Genomic DNA, 25,726 nt, shown 5'->3' with positions numbered 1-25,726 from the left:
AAGGCATAAAAACGCTCATGAAACGACCACCTCAGCAATATTTAGTCATGAGTGTAAAGACAAACCTGACAGTTCCTTAGCATTTCAGCGGCTTGTCATGTTTCCGTCATCTGCCGCTGTTACCTTAACGGCAGCTTATTTTCCCAGAAAGACAAGACAATGAGTGCCTTACCGCCACAGGAACATCGGTTACGCTTCGTTTCCTTCCCAAGTGCACGCGACTTGTGTATCACCACGCCGGATGTATCTCCCACCACTGACAACGCCACCGTATTGCACCTGTTCAGCCGCCACAAGGATCTGGTGAGCCTGCCGGTGGTGGAAGAGGGACGGCCGTTCGGCCTGATCAACCGCCACAGCTTTCTGTCGCAGATGGCCCGCCCTTACTACCGCGAACTGTATGACCGAAAAAGCTGTATCGCCTTCATGGATAAAACCCCGCTGATCGTCGAAGCCGCCGCCTCGCTGAGCGACGTGGCGGACAAGGCGGTAATCAGCGGCGACCGCTTTCTGGCCGACGGCTTTATTATTACCGAAAACGGCCGCTACCTCGGTATCGGCCTGGGTATCGATCTGTTCCGCATCGTGTCGGACACCCATGTCCGCCAGCATCAGCACATCGTACAAAGTATAGAATATGCCAGCGTGATTCAGGGGGCGATGCTCACGCCGTTCCGGCAGACGCTGGCCGACACGCTGAAAGACTGGTGTCTGGTCTGGGAACCGCGCGACTGCGTCGGGGGCGACTGCTATGCCTTCAGGCGCTATGACCACGGCTGGCTGGCGGTGCTCGCCGACTGCACCGGCCATGGCGTGCCCGGCGCCTTCATGACGCTGATTTTCAACTCGGCGCTGGAACAGGCGCTGACGCAACACCGCCCGGACCAACCGGGGCTGCTGCTTGGCGGCATCAATCGCTATATCAAGGACACGCTGGGCCAAAAGAGCGGCTATCCGGGGCAAACCACGGCCTCCGACGACGGCTGCGACGCGCTGGTGGTGTACGTGAATACCGCCGAACAGACTCTCAGCTGGGCCAGCGCCCGTATGACGGCGTTTCTGATCGAAGCGCAAAGCGGCGAGCTGCTGACGCTCGACAGCGACCGCATGGGCGTGGGCTATACCAACACGCCATACGATTACAGCTGGCCGGCCTTTCAGCGCCCGCTGTCGCCGCAAGATCTGTTCTTTGCCACCACCGATGGCCTGCTCGATCAGATTGGCGGCGAACGGCAGATCAAATTCGGCAAACGCCGGCTGCAAAACCTGCTGCAACGCGTCATGGAATTACCCATGAGCGCGCTGGCAAACCAACTATTACAACACCATCACACCTGGCAGGGAGCTCAGGAAAGACGGGACGATCTTACATTTTGGGGCTTCAGGCACCCGTGAACTTTATCAACCAGGTAAAACCGGAACATGTCCGAAACGAAGTACGCTGAATTTTTTGACCTCACCCAGCAGCAAAATATCGCGCTGTACTACGTGGGGTACTTTTCACAAAACATCATCTGCTCGCTGGCGGAAACGGTGCGGCTGCAGTTGGAAAAAAGCCGGGTGCCGCCCAACGTGCGCCGCAAGCTGTTTTCCAGCTTTGTGGAAATGGTGCAGAACATCATCCATTACTCCGCCTCGGCGCTCACCTCGGAAGAACAGGAAAATGAAATCCGTCGCGGCTCGGTGTGTATCGGCTTTGAGGCGGGAAAATACTTTTTGTTGAGTGCCAACCGGGTGTATCCGGCGGATGCGGAGAAGCTGCGCCAGCGGCTGGAGCCGCTGTGCGCGATGACGCTGGATGAAATCCGGCTTGCCTATAAGGCCTCGCTGCGTGAAGACATTCCGGCTTCCAGCAAAGGCGCGGATATCGGCCTGCTGACCGTGGCCCGCGACGCCAGCGAGCCACTGCAATTCACCTTTCGTAGCGACGCCACCACCGGGCTCTCCACGTTTTATCTGAAGGCGGTGATTTAACCATGACAGACATAATAACAACGGACAATCTCCACATCGCCGGCACAGCCAGTACGCCGACCGTGGATTTTCGCTTTGACACACACCAGCTTTCGTTATCCGGGGAGTCCTACCCGGAAAACGCGGCGGCATTTTACGGCCCTCTGATTGAGCGCCTTCAGCGCTATCTGCAGACTCGTCTTGCCAGCGCGACGGCGCAATCAACCCGTATTGACGTGCATGTGTCGCTGCCCTACTTCAACAGCTCCAGCACCAAAATGCTGTTCAGCCTGTTCAATATTCTCGATCAGGCCGCGCAGCAGCAGCTTCCCATCGCGCTGCACTGGTATTACGACCAGGAAGACGACATCGCCGAGGAGTTCGGGCAGGAACTGCATATCGATTTTTCGGCGCTCGAATTCCACCCTCACATTCTGGAGTAACGGCATGAGTAGCTATGAACTGTTCACCCCCGAATATGACATCCTGCTGTCAGCCCGCAACATCGCCGCGCAGGCCGATATGCCGGCGGAGGTGTACCGGGAAAGCCTGATTATGCTGGCGGAACACTATCAACGGCTGGTGCGGGAAACCCACCGCCTGATTACCCGCAGCGACCGCGCGGAACGGGAGCTGACCCGTCTCAATACCCAACTGCATCAGTTGGCGGTGGAGCTGGAATACAAAGCCACCCATGACCCGCTGACCGATGTCTTCAACCGCAGCGCGATCATCGATCTGGTCGACCATGCGCTGGAGCAGGATCAGGCGGCGCTGATTGTGCTGGATATCGACCATTTCAAGCAGGTCAACGACGCTTACGGCCATCCGACCGGCGATGCGGTGATCTGCTCGCTGATCGCCCGAATCCGCGACGTATTGCAGGGGAAAGGCAGCATTGGCCGCGTCGGCGGCGAGGAGTTCACCATCCTGCTGGATGGCTATACGCTGATGGCGGCGGTAGATGTCGCAGAGCACATCCACGCCAGTTTGAATTACGCCGCGCTGGAGGCGCTGCCTCAGCAAAAGGTGACCGCCAGTTTCGGCGTCAGTTGGGCGCCGCCGCACACCGGATTCGACACGTTGTACGGCGCCGCCGACACCGCGCTGTACCAGGCCAAGCATCAGGGCCGCAATCGGGTGGAATATAGACCGATCGACGCTGTCAGCTGAACAACCCGGGCTGCCCAGAGCAATCCGGGCAGTGCGGGGCATTCATCAATCACGGTTTCTCAGTCGCGGTTTCTCAGATCAGCTTTTCTTCACAAATTCAGATTTCAGCTTCATCGCGCCGAAACCGTCGATTTTGCAATCGATATTGTGATCGCCTTCCACCAGACGAATCCCCTTCACGCGGGTGCCGATTTTCAGCGTCGACGAACTGCCTTTGACTTTCAGATCCTTGACGACGGTAACGGTATCGCCGTCCGCCAGCAGGTTGCCGTTGGCGTCGCGCACCACCAGCCCTTCTTCCTGCGCGCCGCTGTCGCCCTGCGTCGACCACACGTGCCCGCATTCCGGGCAGTTAAGCATGGCATCATCCTGCCAGGTGTATTCAGATTGACATTTCGGGCAAGCGGGCAACTGTTGCATACAAATCCTCGTTAAAACCAAATAAGTTAAATAAAATTTAAATATATCAATAGATAAAAAATCCTGTGTTTATTATTTTATCGCCTTTTCCCGCACGCCGACAGCAAAAAGAGCCGGACAAATCAATATTCCTCATCCTTTACCATCAAAGCCACTCAATTCATTCACTTTTCTTTTCGTCGCCGCGCAGGCTAAACGGTCACATCGGAACCTGGCTTTTCAATACGCGCCAGCCCGCACAATCGGTTATATTTTGCTTACATCTGTGGAGAAAACTTCAGTTTAATAAAACAATAACTTGGGTACACTGAACACTTTTCATTACAACTGCCGTCGTGGATAACAACCTGTGGAAACCGCTTCCCCACTTAAAAACCCCACTTTTCTGTGCTTCTGGATCGGACAAATCGCCTCCTCCTTTGCATTTCAGATGCTGGTGGTCGGGATTGGCTGGCAGATGTATGACCTGACCAACAGCGCCCTGAATCTGGGTCTGGTCGGATTGGCCCAGTTTCTGCCGCAGCTGGCGTTGACGCTGGTTGCCGGTCATGCGGTGGATCAGTACAACCGCCGCGTGATTATCCTGTGCTGCCGCCTGCTTATGGCCGCCACCATACTGGTGCTGGTACTGGGCAACGTCACCCATACCATCAGCGCCACCATGATTTACGCCTGCTCCGCGCTGCTGGGCGCCACGCGGGCATTTGAAATGCCCGCCACGCAGGCGCTGCTGCCGAACCTGATTGCGCCCGGTCTGCTGTCCCGCGCCGTGGCGCTGATGGCCTCCGCCCGCGAAGCCACGGTTATCGCCGGCCCGGCGCTCGGCGGCCTGATTTACCTGATCGGCGCCACCACCCTTTACGCCGCCAGCGTAGCCTGCTTTCTGATTTCGTTTCTGGTGCTGCTCAACCTGCGCTATGAATACAAGGCGCTGGCCCGTACGCCGGTGAGTCTGGAAAGCCTGTTTGGCGGCATGAACTTCATCCGCCGCAATCCGGTGATTCTGGGGTCCATTTCGCTGGATATGTTCGCCGTGCTGCTCGGCGGCGCCACCGCGCTGCTGCCCATCGTCGCCAAGGATATCCTGCACACCGGCCCGTGGGGGCTGGGGCTGCTGCGCTGTGCGCCCGCCCTCGGCGCGGTACTGATGTCTGTCTACCTGAGTCGGCGCCCGCTCACCCGCAACGTCGGTAAAATCATGTTCTCGGCGGTGGCGATGTTCGGCGCGGCCACCATCGCGTTTGGCCTGTCCACCAATCTGTTTCTGTCGCTGTTCGCGCTGCTGTTTCTCGGCGCGTCCGACATGGTCAGCGTGGTGATCCGCTCAACGCTGGTGCAACTGGAAACGCCGGATGACATGCGCGGCCGGGTCAGCGCCGCCAACTCCATCTTCATCGGCACCTCCAACCAACTGGGGGAATTCGAGTCCGGCGTGACCGCCGCCTGGCTGGGGGTCGTGCCGGCCATCGTACTGGGCGGCGTCGGCACCCTGCTGGTGGTGGCGTTGTGGATGAAATATTTCCCGACGCTGACCCAGCGCCAGACGCTGGAGGCGGGAGAAAACACGTAGGACCTGCCGATATGAACAACGGGGCGGATTCGCCCCGTTTCTACTGCTCATCGTCCCGTGACGATTAAAATACCTGCACCCGCCACAACTCACGACTGCGCGATGCTTCGGTCATCGGTAGCCGGCCGTGCAGCGTCTGCCAGTTATCGATGATCAGCAGGTCGCCCTGATCCCAGTCATGGGCAATCATGCAGCGCTCATCGTACACCAGCCGGTCAAGCTCCTCGATGAAGGCGCGGCTCTCCTGCCCGGAGACGCCTTCCACCTCGACGGTAAATTTCTGCAATTCGGAGTCGCTGCCTTCCTGATAACGAAACGCCTTTTTGCCGGTTTTCGGGTGCGCATACACCAGCGGATAAGTGCGTGGTTTGCCGCCGAAATAGGTCATGGGGGTGTTATAGGTGATGTGAACATCTTCCCATTTTTTCACGACGTCCGGGCCGACCATCTCCATCACGATGCGGCCATCCACCACCGTGGTGCTACCTTCGCCTTTCTTCGGCGGGGTCTTGCAATACAACATGAAGCGCTCTGCGGTAAACCAGGGATTGCCGCCGACCTGTTCGTGATCCAGCCGGATCATGCTCAGGTCCCAGTGTATCGGCGTTTTCTCCAGCGAATGTACGAATCCGCTCGGTTTTTCCTCCGGTTTCACCACATGCACCGCACCGAACTGCCACTGGAAAATCTCGCCGAACGGCTGGCAAAACGTTTCCAGTTGCTCGCTGCGCTCAAACTGCACGCCCTTGATGCACACGAAACCGAACTGAGCGGACAGGAAAGCCAGAAACGCCGGCGACAGCGCCTCAACCCCCAGCCCTTGCGGGTCGTCAATCTTCAGGCCGAACAACGGTTGCTTGAGCAATTCGTAATCGAATTTCCCGGCGCTGGCGTCCTCACTTTCCACATACACCCAGGGGCGCCCCTGATAGGTCACCAGCACGTGGCGATTTTTATCAACGCTGGCATGTCCCAGCAGGGAAACGTTCCCCGACGCCGACAAAACCGGCACGCTGTGCCACGGTTGACGCACGGTGGAGAGGCCGTCGGCAAAACCGAAGGTAAATTTCGGGCCGTCGTTGTCATACTGATGAACCGACAGACGAACCGCGTCAGGAAAGGCCCGTTCCACCAGCGCACTCAGGGCCTGACCGCGGTACATCATCTGATAGGCTTTTTCCGCCACGCTGCTCAGGTAGTCTTCGTCAGACTGCTGAGGCTGCCGGTTCAGCCGCACATCGTTATACAAATAACTGCAGATTTTATCGTGCGTCGCCGCCAGTTCATCATGATTCCCGACGCGTTTGATAAAGTCAGCGATTCCCTTGTACGGTAATCCGGCCGATTTGATCAACGCTTTACGCGTTTCATCATCCGAGCGCGTTTCCGGGAAGAAATCTCCGAGTTCTTTCCATTCAATATAAGGCGACTGAATCAGCGCTCGTAACTGATGGTTATATTCTTTACGGGTGTGATCCGGCACCTCGACAATATCATTAAAGGTTGTGCCATCGCTCAGAATGGTCACCTGACAGCCGGGTTCATATAACGCCTGAATCGCTTTCGCCAGCGACTCCAGACGATTGATGGAAATCACATCGCCATAATCCGGCAAAATGCCGAACGACTTGTCGACAACATTAGGGGATTTGCAGGGGAAGCCGGGCAGGACAAACCTGACGGGTTCAAAAGCGTGCAGGAAGGCGCTGATTTGTTTTTCCAGCAATACACGCCCCTCCGGCTCAAAACGATCATTCGGCGCCTGAACCAGATAGGATTTTACGATATCGGCTATCTTGCCGATCGTTTCACTCAAATTATCGTGCATAATTCCACTCCATTGATATTGGGTATTTTCCATTGTTTCCACTCACGGGAAAAAACAATGTGTCGAATATTCCTTGCACTCATAACCAATAAACGGGCTCGCCATTTCATACTGAAATCGCGCCGCCAGAAAAATAACAAGACCAGATAAAATATAAAGCCAACGTATTCTTATAGCCTATTGAGATAGGCTCTTAATGATGTCCGGCACCGCCGTCATCATGATGGTGGTTAAAATAAATATTAATCAGAAAACAACTGTATTAATGATTAATGCATTTCCTGCTGTGCGAGACAGCATCCTCTTTATTTCACGCCATTCACCTCGTTAACGCTTTTTCAGCGCGAGACAACAGATTCCTGCCACGCCAGATGCTGACGCAGACAGGTATTCAATTCCGCCACGTCATGACAAATATGGTTCGGCTGCCAGTCGGCCATGTTATCGGCATCGCCATATCCCCACGTCACGTAAGCGACGGCAACGCCGGCAAGGTTTGCCGTTTGCACGTCAATCGACGTATCGCCCACATACAGACACTGTTCGCTCGTCGTCCCCAGCGCGGCCATCACCTGTTGCAAGCCGCTAATATCCGGCTTGAGCGGCCGATCGGGCCGGGCGCCATACAGCAGCGCAAATGTATCTGGCGGAAATAGCGCCTGCACTATTCGGTGGGACAACGCGTCATCCTTATTGGTCAGTACCGCCAGCCGGACGCCCTGTGCTTTTAGCGCCGCAACCAGTTCTTTCACGCCGGCATAGCAGACGGTCTCGTGCAGACAATGCGCCTGATACAGCGCGTGGTAGCGTTGCGACAGCGCCGCCGTATCGCTGATGCCATGATGCCTGGCGGCGGCAGCCAGCATGTTTCCCGACCCGCCGCCGATATGCGCCCTGACAATGAACGCCGGGTCCGGCGTTACGCCTAATCCGCCCAGCGCCTGACGTAATGCAAATGCGATGCCGGGCAAGGTATCGACCAGCGTACCGTCCAGATCGAAAATCGCAGCTTTATTTACCGACATAGGTTACTCCGCGTTCATCTGAGTGCTGACGTCAGTTATTTGAGTACTGACGTAATGAAACGGGCGGCCCGATTTAAAGATCAGCTGATAATGGCGTTCGTCCACATTGCTGCGTTTTTCCAGATAAATGTCAGCGCCCCGTTTTACCGCCACCGAATGCCACGGCGTCCGCCAGCGATCTTTTACCGGAGCCAGTCTGATGCCGATCTTTTTGGAAATGCGGAATTGCGGATGAATCGACAGACGCACCGCCTGCGGGAATTTCTCTTCCAGATGTTTGCTCCAGGCTTCGCTGCGCTGAATTACGCGGTAAGCCGCCACGCGGGCCACTTTCTGAATTTGCGCGTTGCTGACGCCGGTAAATTCATCCATGCCGCCGTAGTCCTCGCACAGAAAACGCGTCACGCCTCTATACATGGAGGCGGCTTCAGGCTCCTCTTTTACCCTGTTCTTCAGCGCCAATAACGACGTACCGTACTGAATCATCAATTCTTCCCGCAGGGAGTCGAGATCCTTGATTCCCGGATAGGTATCAATCAGGTCATACATAAAAAACATGCCCGGATATTTTTTCGTGCAATAGTCGCTGATCACATCCGTATAAGCTTTCACCTGGCGATCGGGGATTCTGACCACATCGGCAAAGACATAGCCGTCAGAACAAATACCGATAACGGCGCCAGGCTGGTAAACGCGACGAATTTCCTGACATAATTCATGCAAATTATCCAGTGCGTAAAGCTCTGCATAATCAGGAAGATGGCTGAGGGTTTTCTTGCGATTCGGTGACTTTCCCGGAAAGGCGGGCAGAATCATGACTATCGGTTGCTGATGGCTGACCGCCTGCATGACGGTATCAAGATGAGGTGCGACTTCATCCTCATAGCGGCAATTTTCCCGGGCGCCCTCCTCCTCTGCCAGACAGCGACGTGCGAATATCTTCTCTATAATCGCCAACGCGATTTCTTTCGCGCTGGTTTCCATCAGAAAATCATCGGCGTCATTCAGCCGACTTTCCTTTCTCTGAATGTTCATCTGAATAACCTTTATATATGCTTTATACCCGTCATACATCCGATGACGGGTATCGCGGCGGCGTTATGTTCCCCATTCACTGATTGTCGTGAGCGGATGGGCTTTCACTTGCTTCTCATTTTCCTGCAACCTGAATTATTTAGGGTATAGCACTATCACTAATCAAGTTATTTGATTAATAACCCGGTTGTTTTTTCAAAAAATGAGGACATGAAAAACGGCTTATCTGCGGAAAATTTCGCAGTGAGCTTAAGTTGATATTTTTAGGTCGTCAATAGAACTTATTGAATATGAAATTCATCTTTTTTGAATAATGGCGACCTCTCTATTGCAAATCATTTACACGCGAAATTTATAATAAAATAATCAATATGATTTAAATATATCTATTTATTTCCAAAAAAGACGCACGCAAACGGCATTTTTAACAAGGAAATAATAAGAAAACAATTTCCATCCCGTCGCTCTATCCGCATACTCATCCTGCGACTAAATCGATTCATTAGCGAAGAGAAAATTCGCCCAAATCCTGTCATCATGAAAATAGCTAATGATTGATCGCCAGACAAACGGCTGTTTTTCATCACACCATCGGCATGGATATATTTAACACGTTTATTGTCGCCTTTATTTCCCGCTAATTACCCGATGATGACTGGCTACTCATCATCAGGCTTATAGGGTGTGATTTCCTTTTCCGTATACAGAACATTGTTCGGATATCACGCGCAGTGAAAATTATTCATTTCATCTGATGCTAATCATTTCCAGTGAATTTAATATTCTATCGCCACACATTTGTAACAATTTATTTACCATCATCGAGCTATGACTCAGGGACTTGCGGTAACGAGCCGCTCGCCATAGGCGAAAGCGTCAGGATAGAATTAGCGAATCGATGATGAAGGGAAGAGTGGGATGAAAAAGGGGTATCGCAATATTATTCTGCTGTTCATCGGGCAAGGGTTAACCGGCTCCATCATCTCTCTATTGACGTTAACCTCCACGCTGGCGGGCCAAAGCCTGTCTCCGGTTCCTTATCTTGCCACCTTACCCGTCACCGCCACCGTATGCGGTTCCACGCTGATGGTCTATTTCGTCTCTTCGCTGATGAGCCGCTATGGCAGAAGAACGGCATTTTTGATCGGCGGCCTTATTGGGCTTATCGGCAGCGTACTGGCCGCGATTGCGCTGTATTACCGCTCTTTTACTTTATTTACTGTGTCCACGCTGATTTTGGGAGGCGCCACGGTATTCAACCAGTACTATCGTTTTGCCGCCGCCGAAGTGTCGGACAATGACGCCAGGAATAAAAAAGCGACGTCGCTGGTGATTGGCAGCGGCGTTATCGGCGGGTTTTTAGGCCCATTCGTCGCCGGACACGGCATCATGATGTTTGACCGCTACCCGTACCTGGGCGCCTTTCTTATCGCCGCCGTCATTTTTTTACTGGTGCTGGCGACGCAAAACTTTATCAATCTGCCGCATACCGCCCCTTCGCCCGCCATGCGGAACGACGCGCCGGATAACGCGTATTATTCGGCGGCGTTGCGCTCACCGGCCTTCATGACGGGCACCGTCAGTTGCGCGGTGGGATTCGCCATCATGACCCTGATCATGAATTCGACGCCGCTGGCGATGTCTCACCACCATTTCGATATCCGTGCGAGCGCAACGGTACTGCAATGGCATTTCTTTGCCATGTACGCGCCGGCGCTGTGCTTACCGTTGTTGATGAATATCCTGAGCACGCCGGTGACGATCGCTGTCGGCGCCCTGTTTTTCATCGCCGGCACCGGCACCGCGTTAATCAATACGGACATGACCGGCTACGTCCTCTCGTTGATTCTGGTGGGACTCGGCTGGTCTTTTATGTTCAGCGGCGGCACGTTCCTGATTAACAGCATAAAAGAGAACGCGATCAAACATAGACTACAGGGCATCAACTCACTGGCGACCTATTCCTTCAACCTGGTGGCGGCGTTGGGGGCCGGGCTGTTCATGAGCGGTGAAGGCGGCTGGCGCGTGGTGAATATCGTCTCGCTGGCGATCATGGCGTTCTTCGTGCTCTATTTCTGTCTGAGTCGCAAACGCAGGGGCAACGCGAGATAGCGTGACGCGTTCGAATCCCCCACACGCGTCGCTACACGCGCCAGGGAACCGGCACCAATAACGCTTTTAGTATTTCAACGAACCGTTCCATACGGGCCGCGCGCCCGGCCCGTGGCCCAAGCAGAGCGACGACATCCGCGTTCGGCAGACGCCAGTCAGGCATCACTTCGACCAGGCGCCCGGCTTTCAGATCGTCGGCGATCGCCCACTCGGAGCGCTGAATCAGGCAAAGCCCGGCGACGGCCCAATTCCTGACCACCTCGCCGTCATTACTGGTGAAAACGGGCCTGATACGCACGGTCTTCGTCTCGCCATCGTTACGGCGGGCGAATCCCCACAGCGACGCATCCGCCCGGTCTTCCCGCAGCACGCCGCATACATGGCGGGGAAGATCCATCGGATGCTCGGGCATTCCGTGTTGCGCCAGATAGTCAGGCGCGGCGCACAGAATACGGCGGTTAGGCGCCAGCGGCCGCAGCGCCAGGCTGGAATCGGTCAACGGGCCGACATGAATCAATACATCCCAGTCATCGATATCCAGCGTCCCAATCGGCGCATCCGACAGCATCAGCGAGGGTTCGATGGTCGGAAATTGCCGACACATGCGCGTTACCGCCTCCGCCACATAGGCTCGCCCAAACCCCAGCGGCGCCAGTACTCTCAACGGGCCGATCACCTCGTTTCGCCGCTCGGCAAGCAAGGCCGCGATCCCCTCGATTTGATCCAACACATCGGCCCCCTTCTCCGCCAGCAAGGCGCCTTCCGCCGTCAGGTGGTAGCGATGGCTGGAGCGATCGACGAGCTGAACCCCCAGACGCTGTTCGAGCGCCTGCAGGCGTTGCGTCACGGCAGGCGCCGTCACATCAAGCGCTCGCGCCGCCGCAGCCAGCGAAGGGGCGCTGGCAAGAACGGAAAAGAAATGCAGGTCCCGGGAGGTGATCATTAATGTCAGTCTTAACAACAGATGCAGTTTTGGTAAATTCCATTCTAAATGGCGACAGGGTAAAAATCTCATACCGACAGAGCAAAATGAGAACTACACCATGACACTGACCGATCGGCTATCGACTTTACCTACCCCCTCGCTGGTACTCGACGAAAAAATCATGCTGACCAACATCGCACGCCTGCGCGATCGCCCGGAGCTTGCCGGCATCACCTTACGCCCGCACCTGAAAACGGCAAAATCGGTGGAGGTCGCCCGCCGGTTGCTCACCGACGGCACCGGACCGGCGACCGTTTCAACGTTACGTGAGGCGGAGGTGTTTTTCGAATCCGGCATCAGGGACATCCTGTACGCGGTGGGCATTGCGCCGCAGAAGCTGCCTCGCGTCGTACAGTTGATTAAAGCCGGCTGTGACCTGACCGTACTGCTGGACTCTATCGAGCAGGCGCAGGCGGTTGTCGATGCGTCGCGCGCATCCGGCATCCAGATCCCGGCGCTGCTGGAGGTCGACAGCGACGGCCACCGCAGCGGTTTGCCGCCGGCATCGCCGGCGCTTATCGAGATCGGTCGCGTGCTGCACGACGGCGGCGGATTGCTGCGGGGCGTACTGACGCATGCGGGAGAGAGCTACGGCGTAGCCGGCGCCGGCGCCCACGCGGCGTTTGCCGAACAGGAACGTAGCGCGGCGGTGACCGCGGCTGACAACCTGCGGCAGGCCGGCTTGCCCTGCCCCATCGTCAGCGTCGGTTCAACGCCCACCGCGCACGCCGCCCGCAATCTGGCTGGCGTGACCGAAGTGCGGGCCGGCGTCTACGTCTTCTTCGATCTGGTGATGGCCGGGATCGGCGTGTGCCGCACCGATGATATCGCCTTGTCCGTGCTGACCACCGTCATCGGTCATCAGGCCGCGCGCGGCTGGATCATGGTGGACGCCGGCTGGATGGCGCTCTCGCGCGATCGCGGCACCGCCAATCAGGCGGTCGATCAGGGGTACGGCCTCGTCTGCGATGACCACGGAAAGATCATCCCCGATCTTATCGTCACCGCGGCCAATCAGGAACACGGCATCATTGCACTGCGCCCCGGCAGCGACGGACCGTTACCGGATCTGCCGGTCGGCACGCGGCTGCGTATTCTGCCGAATCACGCCTGCGCTACGGCAGGCCAGTTCGACGCCTATCATGTTATTCCTGCGCAAGCGGACGCGCCGCTGTCGCAATGGTCACGTTTCGGTGGATGGTGAGGTAAGCATCATGTTTTTAATCAATGAGAAAGACAGTGCAGCATTGGCCAGCCACGCGATGGCCTATGATGCGGTGCGCGCCGCGCTGATCGATGCGGTACACCCTGCCACCGCCAACTTCCCCGTCGTCCACGGTCATGGCTCCGACCCCGGCAACCGGTTTACCGTGAAGTCAGGCGCCACACCGGAACTGGCGGGGCTGAAAGTAGGTTCTTATTGGCCGGGAAACCTCGCCGGCGGGCTACCGTGCCACAACTCAATCATCTTCCTTTTCGACCAGTCGCGAGGCGTTATCGACTCAGCGGTAGAAGCTGGAACCCTGAATGCCTATCGCACCGCGGCCGCCGATGCGGTGGCTACCGATGCACTGGCGCGCGCCGACGCCTCGGTACTGGCGGTTTTCGGCACCGGCCATCAGGCGCGTTACGAGGTCGGGGCGGTGGCGCGCATTCGCCCGATCAAGGAGATTCTGGTTGTCGGGCGTACTGAAGCCGCCACCCAAAACATGGTGGAGGCCCTGCGCGCCAACGCGCTGCCGGCGCGGGCATGTCAGGCACAAGCGGCCTGTCGGGCAGCGGACATCATCATCGCCGCCACCACCGCCAGAGCGCCGCTCTTTGATGCCGCCTGGGTCCGCCCCGGCACGCACGTCTCCTCAATGGGCTCGGACGCCGTCGGCAAACAGGAACTGCCGGTCGAACTACTGATGGCCGGCCGGTTATTCTGCGATCTTCCGGCGCAGTCTCGCCGCATTGGTGAATTCCAGCACGCCGACGAGGATAAGGCCGTTTTCGCCATTGGCGATGTGCTTTCCGGCAGCGTCACCGGCCGCGAAGCGGCCTCGGACATCACCGTTTTCGACAGTTCGGGTCTGGCGATTCAGGACCTGTATGTAGCCAAAGCCGTGATTGACGCCTGGCGACGTCAGCACGCTTAAGCCGCTATACACGTCAAACCAGACACGACATATCAAACCGGATGCCGTCCCATCGGGCATCCGGTTTGACGATCGGCAAACTACCGCGCTAAATAACCGTCGGCTCCCCCCTGATTCCACACCGCCCGGCGGGCAGATATGTACCGCCGATTTCACCTGCGGGCTGGGGCGGTATCTGCAAATAAAAAGCCTGGTCGCGATATCAGAATATTATTTAATAAAAATAACGGGCGTTAAGGACAAGAGTAGCGACAGCCGCCAACGCATATTGAATGAGTAATATACCATCGCAACTATATCACATATAAATATTCATCTAATTAATAGCAAGCAAATATCAACATATGTATTTAGTTACGCACCTATAATCCCCAAACCACCAAGATCATTTTTTAATCACCGGGACATTAATGGAGAAGTTTCATTTTAATTACCAATTAAATTCATTGGTAACCATTATGGCAAACCAAGGGATTAATCTCTGCTTTCATGTTAAAAAAAAGATATAAACACCTAATTAACCATACAAAAACTAAGTGAACAGAGTTTTATCTCAAATTACAATACATTTTTTAACATTATTGACACAATTATTTATAGCCAATAATATTTGTCACGCGGAATAAACACATTCTGCTTAATTCAAAAAACTCAATGTGAAACTATAAGGAAATTAATATGGATAAGGCTCAAGAATTAGAGTTGGCTGTTGCTGAACTGAATGCAGAAAATACCGAAGCTGAAAATGAAATTCTGCTGGATGTAACCTGCATGGTTTCGAATAAAGAGTGGCAAGAGTAAGAAAAAGTGGCCGCGATGCGGCCACCTTTCCTTAATCTATCCATCTTAAAGCAAACATCAAAACCATATTTTACTTTTCAGTAATCGAAAGGTATTTGTTTATGAGCAACATAGTCGATGGAATTGACAGTATCCGTTCAATATCGATAGATGAATTGAAAGACAGCGACGGTTTTCTTTTGATTGATGTAAGAGAGAGCCATGAATTTCTTGATGGTACTATTCCCAAAGCACTTACTATCGGACGTGGTTTTTTAGAAATAGAGCTAAAGAAAAGAAAAATAGAATTAGATAAACCTATAGTCCTCTTTTGTGCAAGTGGCTTACGCTCCAGGTATGCTGCATTAAATTTAATGCTACTTAATTATTCGAATATCTACTCCCTTCAGGGTGGATTTGAAGCATGGAAAGCTCAGGGGAATCATATTGAATACCCGCAGAGCCTTAGCGAAAATGATAAAAAGCGTTATGCAAGACATCTGTCGCTACAAGACATCGGTTCCGATGGCCAGTTAAAAATTATGCAAGCGAAAGTACTGGTTGTTGGTGCCGGAGGACTTGGCTCATCATGCCTGTTGTATCTCGCAGCCGCCGGCGTTGGTGAAATTGCCATTGTCGATCATGACATTGTCGATCTGAGCAATTTGCAACGGCAGGTCATTCATAACGAAAACATGCTGAAAAAGAAAAAAGTTGATTCTGCATTGCATACACTACGGGCACTCAACTCTGAGATCACCGTTAATACTATTGATGAGCGAGTAACGCCAGAAAATATTGATGCATTAGTAGACGGTTACGACGTCATCGTAGATTGTACCGACAACTTTAAAGCCCGGTACATTATTAACGATTCCGCTGTCGCGGCAGGAAAACCCGTCGTCTCCGCGGCCGTATTCCGTTTTTCCGGACAAGTCATGACACGCTCTAATAATCAGGCGCCTTGTTACCGCTGTGTCTATCCGGAAGCCCCTCCAGCAGAATTAGCGCCATCCTGCACAGAAAATGGCGTTATTGGTGTTATCCCTGGAATGCTCGGGATCTATCAGGCAAATGAAGTACTAAAGATTATTCTTGGGATTGGCGACTGTTTAAATGGAAAACTATTAAAAATAGACATGCTCAACAATCAGCATCAGTTACTAACCACGAAAAAACGCCCTGGATGTCAATGCCATAATAATTAATGGAACTGTATGACGATGATTGAGATATCGCTGCCAGAATCAATAAAAAGCACAAGTAAGATAACAACAGACGCTAAAAATCTTAATGATATTTTACTTGAAATCAGGAGTATGAATCCTGAGGCATTTAAATTAATAGCCGTAGAAAAAAATGAAAGCTGCAAGTTAAAACCTTTCATTACCCTTTTTATTAACAATACGATGTCAGTTGATAGTAACCCAATCCTAACCGATGGTGATCATTTGACATTCGAAGTAGCTATTTCGGGAGGTTAATCTTGGACGCGAAAAAGTTACAGAAAGCGTATGTATCGATGCTATATAGCAACAACTATCGGATAAGCGGTGCAGATACCGAGTATCAGTACCTTGCCCAAACGATGGACAGCGAAAGACTGATCGTTGAACGCGCCGCCAGGCAGCGAAATTTGCGTACCGTGCTTTATTCAGACATGCACTTTTCCCCGCGTTTTTTTAGCAAAGAGCAGTTTCTTGCCCTGGTAATAGCCTATTGTGAGTCAGACAGTTTCTGGAACTGGAACAGCAGGACACTTATTGAAAGCTTTTGCTCATTTGTCGTCGAAAAATCCGACCTGACTGAAGAAGAGAAAACCATATTTCTGATTGATGGCATTTATTCTGGCATCTCAACAAACTCGGAAAACTCACCGTGGCAATCGAAAATAACTCATGTTGCCGAAAAGTCGACAACTGAAGAGATTATTCTCGACAGATATTTTTCATTATCACTGTTGAACAAAGCGGATCATCTCTCAGATGTCACATTCGAGAATAAAACAGCATGTTTACGCTTACAAAATGAAAATGGGAAAGTAGCGATTTCACTTAAGGAGACAGCATGAGCTCACTTGTAGGATTAGGGATTGATTACACTCACAGCTATGGTCATAAATTAAGTGAACTATTGAAATTATCCCAAAACGGAATCAGCCATCTGTCAGTCGTTGCTATTCCAGATCTCGCTGTCGCTAAAACATTTCGTCAGACTTTTATTGACTATCCAATCATACACCATTTTTCAGGCATGGAGCCTGCGGGAATTGATGGATTACGGCCTGATGTACTGGAGCGTCAAAGCAACATCAGTGATGTACTGCAAGCGGCATGGTGCCTGGAAGATATCGGCATCTGGAATGTTGGCCCTTATAATCTGCCCTATTTCGCCGCACCGGTGCTCTGCGAATCAGTCCTTGCAATGACAATCGAGGGTGTAAAACGTATTCAGCAAGTCTCCCGCATTCCGTTCTGTGCTGAAATTCCCTCGTTCAGTATTGCCGCGGGCGACATGACGCTGGGTGAATTTTTTCATCGTCTGGTTGATGCTACTCAATGCGGTGTTGTGTTGGATATTAGCCATGTATTTTCTTATGCGATCTATTATGGTCTGAAACCGGAAGATGTCCTGAATAGTCTGCCACTTTCAGCCGTTAATGAGATTCATATTGCAGGAGGTAGCGTTCATCCCAAGCATCATTGGCGATATCGTGACACGCACTCAGAAAAAATTGTTGCTGAGGTGTTTCCTCTGCTAGAACAAGCCATTACGCAATGCACCGAGCTTAAAGCCATTACCTATGAGCTAGGGGTAGGTATCTCAACTGAAGTGATCGTGACAGATTTGGCAAATATAGAAAACGCCTGTCAGAGGATGAATTTCACTCCTTCATTCTGACTTAAAAAAATAAATATAATAGTACTGGTTAATAAGGCAATGTATGGATACTAACAACACGACTATCCTGCTATTTGATAGTGCAAGAAAAAACGAACTCGTAAGGCTGGCGGAAATATCAAATGTAGAAACACTACATCCACATACGGTTAAAATCTCCAGTTTGCTGGCCAGCGATCTTTTTTCTTGCTCAGGAGAAGACTTTTCCCGCGTTGTTTCCGCCAGTTACCTTGATGCCTTATCCCAAGGCTATGATAGCGTGAGAAAGCGTGTCGCCAAACAATTTGGCAACTGTCATATTGAAGCGCATGCTTATTCTTCCGCTGAAAATGAATCTTCTCATTCGCTGCATGCGGCGTTATCTCACTTTTCCGACGAAATTGAAAAGCCTTACATATTGGCATCGGTAGGTCATGATTTCGGCCGCCAGCGTTTTCCAGGCTCTTCGACGGAAGCAATCGGCGTTGCACTGTTATTAAAAAACAACACCATTCCAGGAAAAACGCCAGCAGGTAATGGCAATATAGAATTTATCGTCAGGGAATTTGACTATCCAACACGTAATAATACTGGTGCGTCAGACTCCATCAAAGGCACTTCCGCCGCTGTAGTTTACCTCGCAGGGCTGGCAGCCAACCTACGCGACTTTCTTATAAAATCGGGGCATCCTCACGATCGCCTTGCGCTGCACGCCGGTATGATCTACCTGGGTGAGGCTTATCAGGGATTGTACTTATTTGAAAATAAGCCACTTCCACAACCAATGCCACAGTGTTGGGATCTCAATGTCGAAAGATCGACGCGGGTGGAAACCGCACTCACATTGCCATCAACAGACACCGGAGTGAAAATCAGCCTGGTCGCCAGTTTTCAGGGAAGCATCGCACGCACAACCCGGTTGACGGCAATAGTCGATGGTCAGAAAATCATTGGGGAAAACGGAACACTGCTGATCTCTACCGAGCGGCTAAGTCATACCGGCGAGCATACGATAGGGTTACAAGCAGAAGGGCTGTTCGATCGGATCACCTTCGCCTCTCAGGCGACCATAGCCACAAATATAACGTCGTCACTCCCTCTGATTAAACCTGATGATGATGTCATTGTCGGCATTTCCGCCAGTCATGATGCGTCGGCATGCCTGATGGTCAACGGAAAAATTCGTTATGGTATTCAACTGGAACGCCTTACGCGGATTAAACATGATGGCCGGAGTATTCTCGACAGTACCCTGGCAGTGGATTACTGCCTTTCAGCAGCAGGCCTTACTTATAATGATGTGAACTGCTTTGCCTATAATATTCAGGCTGCCACACCGGAGTATGTCGGCCTTAATCAGCCGATCCATGCCGCAGATTTCACCCTGTTTGATCCGTTTTCCGCCAAAGCCGTCTTTGCCAGCCATCATCTGTGTCATGCCTTTGCAGCCTGGTCTGGTTCGAAATTTAACCAGGGTAATGTACTGGTCGTTGATGGTTCAGGCGGAACCGTCGTGGGCCGGGAAGATCTTTTATGCAGTGGCGAAGAATTTGCCGCCTACCTGAATGCAGGTCTGAACGGAATTAAGCCGTTGTTGCATGTCGTGTCGCATTATTCTTTTGATCAACAGGACTATCAACTAGTAAACCGGGAATACAGCCCGTCGTTTAATATCAGAAATGGCAGTTTTTCCCTTGGAGAAGCCTATGCTTCCGTGAGCCAGTTCGTATTTAATTCCTGGCAAGCCTCCGGTAAATTGATGGGATTAGCGCCGTACGGCACGCCTGAGTATGCTAATGAAATCGCGGTTGAAACACCGTCAGGCCTATCGTATGGCTATTTGTGGAAGCAAAAATTTACTGAAAAGAAATCCAATCCTATGGATTACGCCAACCTGGCGGCTTCGGTGCAGGCAGTATTAGAACAAGGAATATTTTCCCGCCTGGAGCGTTACCAGATTACGAATAATACGCCGCTGGTCATGACCGGCGGTGTGGCGTTAAATTCCGTCGTCAACTTCAAGGTTCGCAACCATCTTAAATTAAAAGACTTCTATCTATTTCCCGCGCAACATGATGCCGGTATCTCCATCGGAGCGGCCAGCGCCGCCTATTACAAAAGGCATGGAAAAACCCTGAATGATGCCTTTAGCCATGACTATCTGGGCAAAGTTTATCATCACCGGGATATTGCTTTTGCCGCCAACCGCTTTGCCGACAGAATAACCATCACCGCCATTGACACTGCCGCGCTGGCGGGACGATTAAACGCCGGACAAGTCATCGGGTATTTTTCCTGCAGTAAAGGTTCTGAATTTGGCCCGCGCGCATTAGGCGCTCGCTCATTACTGGCAAGTCCATGTTCAATGGACACCTGGAAATTCATCAACAAGTGGGTGAAATTCCGTGAAGACTTCCGCCCCTTTGCCCCAATGGTCGCCGCCGAACATCTTAGCCAGTACTTTGACGGGGATGGTGAACATAAATACATGCTCGAAGTTCTGCCGGTTAAAAAAGCATACCGAGATAAACTCGCAGCAATCACCCATGTCGATGGTACTGCACGGGTACAAACGGTCTCGGAGCATGACAATGCCGAAATCCACGCGTTGTTGAATGCCTTTGGCGAACGCTCTGGATTTCCTGTTTTGCTGAATACCTCATTCAATGTCCGCGGACAACCGATCGTTGAAGAGCCACAGCAGGCAATAGAAATGCTGCTTTCAACGCATATCGATGCCGTGGTATTTGGCGGCTATATCGTTGAACTACGCGAGTGGGAATTGGATGAACAAAACCTGCCGGGATTGTTACGTCTTAGCCCCGGCTGCAAGCTGCACAGCGCGCTGGAAAAAAATGAAGCAAAGTACTGGCTTACTCATGACTATCAGGGAACGTCGCAATCAATCAGCGCCCAACTTTATCATTCGCTAACGGAACTGCTCAGACTCCATTGCCTGGCTGATGCGCAGAAAGCCTATGCTGAACTTCCTTTAACGCTCAGAAAGCAGATAAATAAATATATTCAGTTGAAATGCCTGACTCTTGCCTATGATTTTTCGGCCGGGAGGAATGAACCTTGAAAACGGCAACGCATCCCGGCTTAAGGCGTTATACCGAGAAAGAAGTGCTGGCGCTGGCGCTACCGCTGCGCAAGCGTTTAGGTATTTCAAGACTCACTTCAGTCGGCGAGTTTATTAATCTTCCTGGGGTATCCATCGTCAATGCAGTGAGAACGGAGATAAAAAAAGGCCAGATATCATCCACACAGGGTAAAGGTCGTAGTTTAATCGCTGCGACCTGCAGCGCGCTGATGGAAGCGTATGAACGACACTGTGCTTGCTGGTGCGAGCATGCCATTTTTCATCATCAGGCAACCAGGGACGATAAAAAGACACTGCAACGATTAGGTTTCACTCCGGAATGTGATATTCAGCAATGGATAAACGGATATGAGTGGCATACGGGTCGCGAGCTGCGCCTCCCGGCTATTGAAGTACAATTTCCATATCATGGTTCCGACAGGCATAGCTCTAATATACAAGCACATACTTCCGGACTGGCTTGCGGCGGCAGTCTGGAGGAGGCGACCTGTTTTGCGATCATGGAGTCGATTGAACGTAATACGACATCCTTGTTTTACAAACACTGCCTGTCCAAAATCTGCGCTGACTTCGTTGATCTCTCGACCATTTCCAGAGCATCGACCATGACGTTGTGGGAACATCTTAACGATAAAGGGTACGAAAGTTTCGCGTTGCGCATACACGGTCCCTTACCCACTTACTACGTTGCTCTGTATGATCCCGTCAGTATGGGGCCAAAGTTTATGATTGCTGGTTCTGCGTCGGGTTTTACCGAATCTGACGCGCTGGATGCCGCAATGATGGAAGCTATTCAGGGGCTGGTGGTGAGTCTGCAAGCCTCCCGGGAAGATTTAAGCCGGCAGGAGAAAAAGTACCGCTCACAATCCTTCTTTGAAACATCGAAATTTAGCAAATTGAAGGCGTTATTCCACAAACATTATGCCAACGTGGCGATGCCGTCATCAGAGCAATCACCTTTAGAACCATCTCCTTCAGAACAGTCTCCCCAAACGCTGACAGCTGCGACGCAATTTCTTGCGAAGGTTCTCGAAAAGCAAGAGATAGAGGATGTTTATATTGTGGACTTATCGCTGCACGATCTACCTTTTCATACGGTTAAAGCCGTTATTCCTGGCCTGTATGACTGGCATGTTAATCCGGGCCGGGTGGGATAATTATGCTTTTTTCACCTAAACGTAAACCGATCGTATTTGGTGGTCCGTCAGTTTCAACGATTAAACAGCGTGACGATATTATTGAATATCGCCCACCGATTCAGGGTGGAGAGCTGGCAGCATTAACAGGTAGTGGTCGCCCAGTATTAATCGTTGATGGTTTATTTGGCACGAAAATGTCTGTAACCGTGGTTGAATGTCTGGAATTTATTCAGGCCGGAGGGTTGTTGCTGGGCTGTTCCAGCATGGGAGCACTGCGCGCTGCCGATTGTTATACTGCTGGGATGGTAGGAGTGGGACAGATTTTTCAGGGATACATTATGGGTTATTACCATTCTGACGCAGATGTAGCATTACGTTATCATTCCGGAAGTTATGAAGAGATAACGCTCTCATGGGTGCATATAGACCATATTACGCGTCATCTCGTCATGCAAAAGCAATTTTCGTCACTCACCGCCCGACTTATTTTAGCGAAGGTTCGTTCTATTAGTTGGTATGAACGTTATATTGATCGAGTAGTAGAAATCATTCGTTCTTTTTCACCACAGATCAAAGGCAGTGAATTAAGAGCACTATTTAGTGATGATGCTTTACATCCTAAAAAGAATGATGCGCAACTGGCGATTAACTATCTGACTCAATTTTATCTGGCAAGGCGTGAGCAATAAAAAATGAAAAATAGTAATTGGTTAAAAAGCATCGGCTATCTGGATAGCACCTTCCGCGCGATGCAATCGACATCAAATCAGTTAAGCCATCTTTTGGTCGGCGCTTTAGGCGGGATGTTTAATTCCGCGGTGTCGCTACGCGTTTCTATCGCATTTTATTCATCAATCCTCCTCGAAGTGCCATCGGGTTTACTCGCCGACAAGCTGGGGCATTTTAGAAGCGTTGCTTTGGGTAGCCATTTTACCGCATCGGCTCTGCTCACACTTTTTTTCTCACTGACAAGCACCCACGATGCCGGCTTGCAAATATCACTGCTGATCCTCAGCTCATTTCTCAGCGCTATCGGTATGAGCCTGATTTCGGGGGCCTATCAGGCAATGCTGCAAGACATGATAGACAACCAAATCATTAAGCATGGTGAGGAAAGCGGGTTGCGCACCAAAGCACTTCTGCTTTCGCAACGATACGGCAAGGAGATTGTGTCGATTGTCCCGATCATCTTTCTGCTCATTTTGCTCGTCATGTATCGAACTATCGGGTATGCAGAAGCGATGCTGTTTATCCCGGCAATTATGTTTATTATTTTAGGTATCTGGCTGTGGCGCTATCCGCAAAGAAATAATGCACAAGAAATTGACACTGAAAATAACCAGAAAGCCGGTGATAAAAACACGCTTAAAAATTTTATTTCTTGTCTCAGAGCGATGACCCGAGATCAGTTGGTCATGCTGATTAAAATTTCGTTGATAATTGTTTTACTTAACTTCTCAATGGTCCATGTTCATACCTACCTGATGGTGGCGGAGTTTAGGGAATACAATATCATGGACATCAGCATTATTTATCTTATCCCTTTATTCCTGTTTATTGCCTCCTTTGACGCCGCCCACTATGTTAAGGGTGTCATTGTGCCACGTGCCGCAGCGAAGTTTGATGATAAATCGCTGGTTATGCTGTCCTTTGGCAGCCTCGCATTATTATCTGCCGGTTGTTATTTCCTCTATATCTATTGCGATGGCATATTTGCACTTATTTTATATGTTTTATTTTTCCGGGCATGCGTAACAATGGGACAGGACGTCGCCATCAGTAATTTACTGGCTCGCCTTCCTGAAGAGATCCGGGCGTTCACCCTTAGTCTGGTGATGAGCTCTGTGATTGTTTTATACGGGGCTTACTCTGTCTATTTAACATTTATCGGTATTGGCGCAGAGCCCGCACAGAATGTTTTGATAGAAATCCTTATAATTGCTTTAATTGGCGGAATCTTCTCGCTTTCGTTAAAAATAGTACCGTTGAATGAACCTGATGGTTCTGAACTACAACCGTCAAATTAATGATCAGACCGGAAAAAGAAGCATGAGCACAGAAAAAACAACATTATTCTCCACTGCAAGGACCGATGTTTACTGCCTTACAGAGGATTTTTCCGAGCAACTTCAACTTTTCTTAGTCGAGAACAGGGATAATTTTGCACCATTTGAACCATTGCGTTCTGAAGATTACTTCTCGCTCGACAGCATCAGGCAGCGCATTGCCGATTCTCAGCCTGATTTTAAAGCGAAAAAATGCTTATTGCTTGTTTTCACCCTCAAAGGAGAAGATAAGATCATTGGGAGCATTAATTTTACCAACTTTGTTTATGGTGTATTCCAGGCTGGTTATTTAGGCTTCTCAATCGATAAATCATACCAGGGAAAAGGGTTGATGCATGAAGCTTTGGAAAGTTCAATCGCCTACGTCCATGAAAATTATGGTTTGCATCGTATTATGGCTAACCACCTCCCTGACAATACGCGTAGCCAAAATATATTAGAAAAATTGGGATTTGTGAGAGAAGGGTTTGCTAAATCCTATTTGAAAATAAATGGAATATGGCAGGACCACGTCCTGAACTCATACATAACCCCTGAAAAATAAGAAGGATAAATAACATGGACAAGAGCGAAATCAATCTATATCTCAAGAAATCATTTGCTGACATCACTACACAGCTATCTGATATTTATGGCATTGATTCGACAGGACGATTATCCGATTTTCTGGCCGGCATGTTGGGTGAGTCTCATAGTAAACCATCACATCCGCTGCAAAAGCCACGTTTGCTGTTTTTCCCCGGTCTTAGCAACGGCCCGTGGATTGATGAAAGCTCAAGTGAAGCGACTGCGCATGTTGCTAAACTATTGACTGAAAACTTTCATGCGATTAAAGAGGAATTCACCGCCGCAACCGGTCAATTGAAAGAATATTCATCCAGTAATCTGTTTAAAAATCTTTCAGAAAAAGACTGGTCATCCATTTCACTTTGGAGCCGTGGGAAATTCAGTGAAAAAATAGTTCACTTCCCTCACTTAGAAAAATTAATCGGTAGATTTGAAGACATTCTTTTTCCGTGGCGAGGAGAAGTCACTTTTATGCGATTAAAAGCCGGAGCCTGGCTTCCTGAACATTATGACTGGACTAATGCGCAAATAACCTGCCACTTTGGTATTAATATCCCTGAGGATTGCGGCCTAATCGTTGCGGGAGAAGAACGACGCTGGGAAGAAGGGAAGTCCATTTTTTTCGATCATAGTTTCCTTCATAACGTTTACAACCATTCTGCTCGTGATCGTGACATTTTGCTGATTAATCTTTTACATCCAGAGCTCACTGATGCGGAAGTTCATGGAATTAAGTTATTAGGCCCGGTTTTGGCAAAAATCAGCGACGCCCCCCGGTAAACGAGACCATCATCTTTCCTCCAGAATGAGCAGTCTGGGGTGTTCGGCACTATTCAGCAGGTGGCAATCAACAAGTGACAATCAGCAGGTGACAAATGGCGGCTTAACCGCACCACCGGCCCAACCGACCAGACGCTACATCCCCGCCATTCAGCGGGGAAAGCAAGAT

General features: G+C 51.0%; 24 protein-coding genes. 19 read left to right on the top strand and 5 right to left on the bottom strand.

Going from position 1 to position 25,726, the window contains the following annotated elements; translation table 11 throughout:
• Nucleotides 1-159 precede the first annotated feature (159 nt).
• The 4 genes from DXXMK7_RS05035 to DXXMK7_RS05020 are packed head-to-tail and all read left to right on the top strand — an operon-like array spanning nt 160 to nt 3,126.
• Nucleotides 160-1,395 (top strand): SpoIIE family protein phosphatase, encoded by a 1,236-nt coding sequence (locus DXXMK7_RS05035; RefSeq protein WP_038918128.1) that lies wholly within the window; start codon nt 160-162, stop codon nt 1,393-1,395.
• 27 nt (nt 1,396-1,422) lie between these two features.
• The gene (locus DXXMK7_RS05030) at nt 1,423-1,974 is read left to right on the top strand and encodes a SiaB family protein kinase (RefSeq protein ID WP_038918127.1); all 552 of its coding nucleotides are present in this window, start codon (nt 1,423-1,425) and stop codon (nt 1,972-1,974) included.
• 2 nt (nt 1,975-1,976) lie between these two features.
• Nucleotides 1,977-2,396, top strand: a complete 420-nt coding sequence (locus DXXMK7_RS05025; RefSeq protein WP_038918126.1) for a DUF1987 domain-containing protein — start codon at nt 1,977-1,979, stop codon at nt 2,394-2,396.
• 4 nt (nt 2,397-2,400) lie between these two features.
• A complete protein-coding gene (locus DXXMK7_RS05020; RefSeq protein WP_038918125.1) occupies nt 2,401-3,126 on the top strand; it encodes a GGDEF domain-containing protein in 726 nt (241 codons plus the stop codon).
• Nucleotides 3,127-3,204: 78 nt separating this feature from the next.
• Here DXXMK7_RS05020 and DXXMK7_RS05015 read toward each other — a convergent pair whose 3' ends face one another.
• Nucleotides 3,205-3,546 carry a zinc ribbon domain-containing protein YjdM gene (locus DXXMK7_RS05015; protein WP_038918124.1) on the bottom strand — a complete coding sequence of 114 codons (342 nt, stop codon included), beginning with the start codon at nt 3,544-3,546 and terminating at the stop codon, nt 3,205-3,207.
• Between the two features lie 349 nt (nt 3,547-3,895).
• On the opposite strand from DXXMK7_RS05015, the gene DXXMK7_RS05010 reads away from it, so the two are divergent.
• Nucleotides 3,896-5,116, top strand: a complete 1,221-nt coding sequence (locus tag DXXMK7_RS05010; protein WP_038918123.1) for an MFS transporter — start codon at nt 3,896-3,898, stop codon at nt 5,114-5,116.
• Nucleotides 5,117-5,180: 64 nt separating this feature from the next.
• On the opposite strand, the gene DXXMK7_RS05005 is transcribed toward DXXMK7_RS05010, so the two are convergent.
• The 3 genes from DXXMK7_RS05005 to DXXMK7_RS04995 form a co-directional block, all read right to left on the bottom strand.
• A complete protein-coding gene (locus DXXMK7_RS05005; protein ID WP_038918122.1) occupies nt 5,181-6,944 on the bottom strand; it encodes an L-tyrosine/L-tryptophan isonitrile synthase family protein in 1,764 nt (587 codons plus the stop codon).
• Between the two features lie 338 nt (nt 6,945-7,282).
• Complete coding sequence (locus DXXMK7_RS05000) at nt 7,283-7,969, bottom strand: HAD family hydrolase (RefSeq protein ID WP_038918121.1); 687 nt, start codon at nt 7,967-7,969, stop codon at nt 7,283-7,285.
• A gap of 3 nt (nt 7,970-7,972) precedes the next feature.
• Nucleotides 7,973-9,004 carry an L-tyrosine/L-tryptophan isonitrile synthase family protein gene (locus DXXMK7_RS04995; protein ID WP_193745940.1) on the bottom strand — a complete coding sequence of 344 codons (1,032 nt, stop codon included), beginning with the start codon at nt 9,002-9,004 and terminating at the stop codon, nt 7,973-7,975.
• Between the two features lie 918 nt (nt 9,005-9,922).
• On the opposite strand from DXXMK7_RS04995, the gene DXXMK7_RS04990 reads away from it, so the two are divergent.
• The gene (locus DXXMK7_RS04990) at nt 9,923-11,116 is read left to right on the top strand and encodes an MFS transporter (RefSeq protein WP_038918120.1); all 1,194 of its coding nucleotides are present in this window, start codon (nt 9,923-9,925) and stop codon (nt 11,114-11,116) included.
• A gap of 31 nt (nt 11,117-11,147) precedes the next feature.
• On the opposite strand, the gene DXXMK7_RS04985 is transcribed toward DXXMK7_RS04990, so the two are convergent.
• On the bottom strand, nt 11,148-12,059 hold the full coding sequence (locus DXXMK7_RS04985) for a LysR family transcriptional regulator (protein WP_038918119.1): 912 nt from the start codon (nt 12,057-12,059) through the stop codon (nt 11,148-11,150).
• Between the two features lie 100 nt (nt 12,060-12,159).
• On the opposite strand from DXXMK7_RS04985, the gene DXXMK7_RS04980 reads away from it, so the two are divergent.
• The 13 genes from DXXMK7_RS04980 (at nt 12,160) to DXXMK7_RS21340 (ending at nt 25,557) form a co-directional block, all read left to right on the top strand.
• Entirely contained in the window at nt 12,160-13,305 is a 1,146-nt protein-coding gene (locus tag DXXMK7_RS04980) for a DSD1 family PLP-dependent enzyme (protein ID WP_038918118.1), read from the top strand.
• Between the two features lie 10 nt (nt 13,306-13,315).
• Entirely contained in the window at nt 13,316-14,242 is a 927-nt protein-coding gene (locus DXXMK7_RS04975) for an ornithine cyclodeaminase family protein (RefSeq protein ID WP_038918117.1), read from the top strand.
• Between the two features lie 678 nt (nt 14,243-14,920).
• Nucleotides 14,921-15,043 (top strand): hypothetical protein, encoded by a 123-nt coding sequence (locus tag DXXMK7_RS23165; RefSeq protein WP_022632489.1) that lies wholly within the window; start codon nt 14,921-14,923, stop codon nt 15,041-15,043.
• A 101-nt stretch (nt 15,044-15,144) separates the two neighbouring features.
• Entirely contained in the window at nt 15,145-16,230 is a 1,086-nt protein-coding gene (moeB, locus tag DXXMK7_RS04970) for a molybdopterin-synthase adenylyltransferase MoeB (RefSeq protein ID WP_049842509.1), read from the top strand.
• A 9-nt stretch (nt 16,231-16,239) separates the two neighbouring features.
• On the top strand, nt 16,240-16,506 hold the full coding sequence (locus tag DXXMK7_RS04965; protein ID WP_038918116.1) for a hypothetical protein: 267 nt from the start codon (nt 16,240-16,242) through the stop codon (nt 16,504-16,506).
• 2 nt (nt 16,507-16,508) lie between these two features.
• Nucleotides 16,509-17,093 carry a hypothetical protein gene (locus tag DXXMK7_RS04960; protein WP_038918115.1) on the top strand — a complete coding sequence of 195 codons (585 nt, stop codon included), beginning with the start codon at nt 16,509-16,511 and terminating at the stop codon, nt 17,091-17,093.
• Nucleotides 17,090-17,923, top strand: a complete 834-nt coding sequence (locus DXXMK7_RS04955; RefSeq protein ID WP_038918114.1) for a DUF692 family multinuclear iron-containing protein — start codon at nt 17,090-17,092, stop codon at nt 17,921-17,923. Before DXXMK7_RS04960 ends, DXXMK7_RS04955 begins: the two co-directional genes overlap by 4 nt.
• Nucleotides 17,924-17,966: 43 nt before the next feature.
• Nucleotides 17,967-20,984 carry a carbamoyltransferase C-terminal domain-containing protein gene (locus DXXMK7_RS21345; protein ID WP_049842508.1) on the top strand — a complete coding sequence of 1,006 codons (3,018 nt, stop codon included), beginning with the start codon at nt 17,967-17,969 and terminating at the stop codon, nt 20,982-20,984.
• Entirely contained in the window at nt 20,981-22,162 is a 1,182-nt protein-coding gene (locus DXXMK7_RS04945; protein WP_038918113.1) for a YcaO-like family protein, read from the top strand. The genes DXXMK7_RS21345 and DXXMK7_RS04945 overlap by 4 nt, the downstream gene beginning before the upstream one ends.
• A gap of 2 nt (nt 22,163-22,164) precedes the next feature.
• Nucleotides 22,165-22,833, top strand: coding sequence for a TfuA-like protein (locus DXXMK7_RS21650; RefSeq protein ID WP_071605167.1), 669 nt, complete (start codon nt 22,165-22,167; stop codon nt 22,831-22,833).
• A gap of 3 nt (nt 22,834-22,836) precedes the next feature.
• A complete protein-coding gene (locus tag DXXMK7_RS04940; RefSeq protein ID WP_038918112.1) occupies nt 22,837-24,171 on the top strand; it encodes an MFS transporter in 1,335 nt (444 codons plus the stop codon).
• Nucleotides 24,172-24,193: 22 nt separating this feature from the next.
• A complete protein-coding gene (locus DXXMK7_RS04935) occupies nt 24,194-24,754 on the top strand; it encodes a GNAT family N-acetyltransferase (RefSeq protein WP_038918111.1) in 561 nt (186 codons plus the stop codon).
• 14 nt (nt 24,755-24,768) lie between these two features.
• The gene (locus DXXMK7_RS21340; RefSeq protein WP_049842507.1) at nt 24,769-25,557 is read left to right on the top strand and encodes an aspartyl/asparaginyl beta-hydroxylase domain-containing protein; all 789 of its coding nucleotides are present in this window, start codon (nt 24,769-24,771) and stop codon (nt 25,555-25,557) included.
• Nucleotides 25,558-25,726: the final 169 nt, after the last annotated feature.

This window comes from Dickeya sp. MK7 (genome assembly GCF_000406305.1).
GTDB classification, from domain to species: domain Bacteria; phylum Pseudomonadota; class Gammaproteobacteria; order Enterobacterales; family Enterobacteriaceae; genus Dickeya; species Dickeya fangzhongdai.
The sequence above is the reverse complement of the archived record's forward strand: the minus strand, read 5'-3'. Positions and strand labels throughout refer to the sequence as shown.

Bases quoted from the DNA above. Each gene is read 5' to 3' on its own strand.
- DXXMK7_RS05035 (WP_038918128.1), top strand. From the start codon at position 160: ATGAGTGCCTTACCGCCACAGGAACATCGGTTACGCTTCGTTTCCTTC.
- DXXMK7_RS05030 (WP_038918127.1), top strand. From the start codon at position 1,423: ATGTCCGAAACGAAGTACGCTGAATTTTTTGACCTCACCCAGCAGCAA.
- DXXMK7_RS05025 (WP_038918126.1), top strand. From the start codon at position 1,977: ATGACAGACATAATAACAACGGACAATCTCCACATCGCCGGCACAGCC.
- DXXMK7_RS05020 (WP_038918125.1), top strand. From the start codon at position 2,401: ATGAGTAGCTATGAACTGTTCACCCCCGAATATGACATCCTGCTGTCA.
- DXXMK7_RS05015 (WP_038918124.1), bottom strand. From the start codon at position 3,546: ATGCAACAGTTGCCCGCTTGCCCGAAATGTCAATCTGAATACACCTGG.
- DXXMK7_RS05005 (WP_038918122.1), bottom strand. From the start codon at position 6,944: ATGCACGATAATTTGAGTGAAACGATCGGCAAGATAGCCGATATCGTA.
- DXXMK7_RS05000 (WP_038918121.1), bottom strand. From the start codon at position 7,969: ATGTCGGTAAATAAAGCTGCGATTTTCGATCTGGACGGTACGCTGGTC.
- DXXMK7_RS04995 (WP_193745940.1), bottom strand. From the start codon at position 9,004: ATGAACATTCAGAGAAAGGAAAGTCGGCTGAATGACGCCGATGATTTT.
- DXXMK7_RS04990 (WP_038918120.1), top strand. From the start codon at position 9,923: ATGAAAAAGGGGTATCGCAATATTATTCTGCTGTTCATCGGGCAAGGG.
- DXXMK7_RS04985 (WP_038918119.1), bottom strand. From the start codon at position 12,059: ATGATCACCTCCCGGGACCTGCATTTCTTTTCCGTTCTTGCCAGCGCC.
- DXXMK7_RS04980 (WP_038918118.1), top strand. From the start codon at position 12,160: ATGACACTGACCGATCGGCTATCGACTTTACCTACCCCCTCGCTGGTA.
- DXXMK7_RS04975 (WP_038918117.1), top strand. From the start codon at position 13,316: ATGTTTTTAATCAATGAGAAAGACAGTGCAGCATTGGCCAGCCACGCG.
- DXXMK7_RS23165 (WP_022632489.1), top strand. From the start codon at position 14,921: ATGGATAAGGCTCAAGAATTAGAGTTGGCTGTTGCTGAACTGAATGCA.
- moeB (WP_049842509.1), top strand. From the start codon at position 15,145: ATGAGCAACATAGTCGATGGAATTGACAGTATCCGTTCAATATCGATA.
- DXXMK7_RS04965 (WP_038918116.1), top strand. From the start codon at position 16,240: ATGACGATGATTGAGATATCGCTGCCAGAATCAATAAAAAGCACAAGT.
- DXXMK7_RS04955 (WP_038918114.1), top strand. From the start codon at position 17,090: ATGAGCTCACTTGTAGGATTAGGGATTGATTACACTCACAGCTATGGT.
- DXXMK7_RS21345 (WP_049842508.1), top strand. From the start codon at position 17,967: ATGGATACTAACAACACGACTATCCTGCTATTTGATAGTGCAAGAAAA.
- DXXMK7_RS21650 (WP_071605167.1), top strand. From the start codon at position 22,165: ATGCTTTTTTCACCTAAACGTAAACCGATCGTATTTGGTGGTCCGTCA.
- DXXMK7_RS04940 (WP_038918112.1), top strand. From the start codon at position 22,837: ATGAAAAATAGTAATTGGTTAAAAAGCATCGGCTATCTGGATAGCACC.
- DXXMK7_RS04935 (WP_038918111.1), top strand. From the start codon at position 24,194: ATGAGCACAGAAAAAACAACATTATTCTCCACTGCAAGGACCGATGTT.
- DXXMK7_RS21340 (WP_049842507.1), top strand. From the start codon at position 24,769: ATGGACAAGAGCGAAATCAATCTATATCTCAAGAAATCATTTGCTGAC.